3 protein-coding genes are annotated in these 2,782 nt (G+C 74.8%); 2 read left to right on the forward strand and 1 reads right to left on the reverse strand.

All coding sequences use genetic code 11. The features are described from left to right. A partial coding sequence (locus N4P33_RS34405) for an NAD(P)H-binding protein (protein WP_260830844.1) occupies nucleotides 1-1,101 on the reverse strand: 1,101 nt, incomplete at its 3' end. A 299-nt stretch (nucleotides 1,102-1,400) separates the two neighbouring features. Between N4P33_RS34405 and N4P33_RS34410 the strand changes: the two genes are divergently transcribed. Next, the gene (locus tag N4P33_RS34410) at nucleotides 1,401-1,937 is read left to right on the forward strand and encodes a DUF2243 domain-containing protein (RefSeq protein WP_260830845.1); all 537 of its coding nucleotides are present in this window, start codon (nucleotides 1,401-1,403) and stop codon (nucleotides 1,935-1,937) included. Continuing rightward, entirely contained in the window at nucleotides 1,934-2,764 is an 831-nt protein-coding gene (locus N4P33_RS34415) for a cytochrome c oxidase assembly protein (protein WP_260830846.1), read from the forward strand. Before N4P33_RS34410 ends, N4P33_RS34415 begins: the two co-directional genes overlap by 4 nt. Nucleotides 2,765-2,782: the final 18 nt, after the last annotated feature.

The following is a 2,782-nucleotide window of genomic DNA, read 5'->3' on the forward strand; positions in this document are numbered from 1 at the left end:
CCCCCGCCACAGGGACTCGCGGGGCGCGTCGACGGTCACTTCCCGCTCGTCCGTGTAGAGGCTGCCGCCCGCCCAGTCCGGGTCCGTGGGCAGCGGGTCGCTGGGCGCGCCGGGGACGGCGGCCGAGGACCCGCGGGTGGCGACCTGCGCCTCCCGCACCCGGCGCAGCGCCAGCGCCAGCGCCTCGTCGAACGGCAGCGGCCGGCCCGGCAGGTCGGGAACGTACCGGGCGATGTCGTGCTCGTGGCAGACGACCTCGTGCCGCAGCGACTCCGTCAGCGGCCGGGCCAGTCCGGCCGGCACCGGGGTGACCAGCCCGACCCACAGACTGGACAGCCTCGGCGTGAGCACCGGCACCGGCACGATGAGGCGCCGCCGCAGACCGGCGACGGCGGCGTACCGGTCCATCATCTCCCGGTACGTCAGCACGTCCGGCCCGCCGATGTCGAACGCCCGGTCGACGTCCGGCGGCATGCCGGCCGAGCCGACGAGACAGCGCAGCACGTCCCGCACGCCGATGGGCTGGATGCGGGTGCGCACCCAGCTGGGGGTGACCATGACCGGCAGCCGCTCGGTCAGATACCGCAGCATCTCGAACGACGCCGAACCCGAGCCGATCACCACCGCCGCGCGCAGCACGGTGGCCGGCACCGGGCCGTCCAGGACGATCCGGCCCACCTCGGCGCGGGACCGCAGATGCGGCGACAGCTCCGCCTCCGGGACGCCCCGCGGTGTGAGCCCGCCGAGGTAGACGATCCGCCGGACCCCGGCCGCCTGCGCCTGCTCGGTGAAGATCCGCGCCGCCCGGCGGTCGGTGTCCTCGAAGCCGGAGCCGCTGCCGAGGGCGTGCACCAGGTAGTACGTCACGTCGATGCCGCGCAGCGCTTCGCCGACCTCGGCGGCGTCCGTCACGTCCCCCCGCACCGTCTCGACCTCGCCCGCCCACGGGTGGTCGCGGAGTTTGCCGGGGGAGCGGGCCAGGCACCGGACCCGATGACCGGCCTCCAGCAGCTCCGGCACCAGGCGCCCGCCGATGCAGCCGGACGCTCCGGTGACCAGGCAGTGCAGCGCCTCGGTGTGCCGTCCTCCGTCTGTGCCCACGTGTCTCCTCCTTGACCCCGGGCGTCGCGAATCGTGCCCCTACGGCCCGATCATGGCCGTACCGATGCGACAGCGCCCGTCACGAGCGCCGCGCCCGCACGGACCGCCGCCCCGACCGGCGACGGCCCGGGTGCCCGCAATGGGGGCAGAACGGCCGAGAACGAGGCGGCGGTGGTCGCCGTGCACTGATAGTCCGTAAGTGGTGACGGCCACTCCGCATACGACGCGGCGCACCGGCACACGGCGCAGCGCACGGGCGGACACCCCGCGACCGTGCCCGAGGGACGGGAGACGCACCGATGACGCAGACCGCCAGCCCCCGTGAACGCACGACCGATCTGCGGTTACCCGGGATCGTGCTGGGCGTGGGCCTGGGCGGGTTCGCCGACGGGATCCTGCTGCACCAGCTGCTGCAGTGGCACCACATGCTCACCAGCACCGACCAGGACCGCATCGGGCTGAAGTACTACGACCCCGACACCGTCCCCGGGCTGCGCATGAACACCGTGTGGGACGGCATCTTCCACACCGTGTGCTGGCTCGCCGTCCTGACCGGGCTCGCGATTCTCTACTCCCGGGTCACCCAGGAACGGCGGCGCGTGTGGACCTCGCGGGTGCTCTGGGGCTGGATGCTCACCGGCTGGGGGCTGTTCAACCTCATCGAGGGCGTCCTGGACCACCATGTGCTGGGCGTCCACCACGTGTACGCCGGTGACGGCCAGGTGTGGTGGGACCTGGGGTTCCTTCTCCTGGGCGCGCTGCTGGCCGCCGGCGGATGGCTTCTGCGACGCGGCGGCCGGCTCCTCGCCGCCACCCCGGGGCGTGAGGCGCGGTGAACCACCCCACCCACCACCAGGTGCCGGATGCGGGCGGCGCCCCGCTGGAGACTCTGCTGCCGGCGCTCGCCCTGCTGCTGTGCGCCGGGGCCTACCTCCGTCTCGCCTGCACGGCCCGCCGCCGCAACCCGGTGCTGGGCTGGAGCGCACGGCGCACGGCCGCCTTCACCACCGGCCTGCTCCTGCTGGCGGCGGCGCTCCTGCCACCCCTCGCACCCTTCGCCCACGGAGACTTCCGCGGGCACATGGCCCAGCATCTCCTCGTCGGCATGTACGCCCCGCTGCTGCTGGTCCTCGGCGCCCCCGTCACGCTCCTGCTGCGGACGCTGCCCGCGCCCTCGGCCCGCCGCCTCACCGCGGCCCTGCACAGCCGCCCCGCCCGCGTCCTCACCCACCCGGCCGTGGCCCTGCTGCTGTCCACGGGGAGTCTCGCGGTTCTCTACTTCACGCCGCTGCACAGCGCGGCCACGGGCCACCGGGCCGGGCACTGGCTGATGCTCGCCCACTTCCTGCTGTCCGGGTGCCTGTTCGCCCACGCCATCGCGGGTCCCGACCCGGCCCCCGCCCGGCCCGGCGTACCCGCCCGGCTGGTCTGCCTCGGTTTCGCCATCGCCGGACACGCCGTCGTCTCCCAGCTGATGTACGGCGGCTACTGGATCGAGGTGCGCGCCCCCGCCGCCGAGGTCCGGGGCGGTGCGGAGCTCATGTACTACGGCGGTGACCTCGCCGAACTGCTCCTCGCCGCCGCCCTCGTGACCACCTGGCGCCCCGAGCGCCGCCCCCGGCGGCCCGGCGTCCGGACGCGGCCCAGCCCCTCGTCGGCGTGAGCCCCCCCCGGACGCGCG

The organism is Streptomyces sp. 15-116A, assembly GCF_025290915.1.
In the GTDB taxonomy this organism is placed as follows: Bacteria; Actinomycetota; Actinomycetes; order Streptomycetales; family Streptomycetaceae; genus Streptomyces.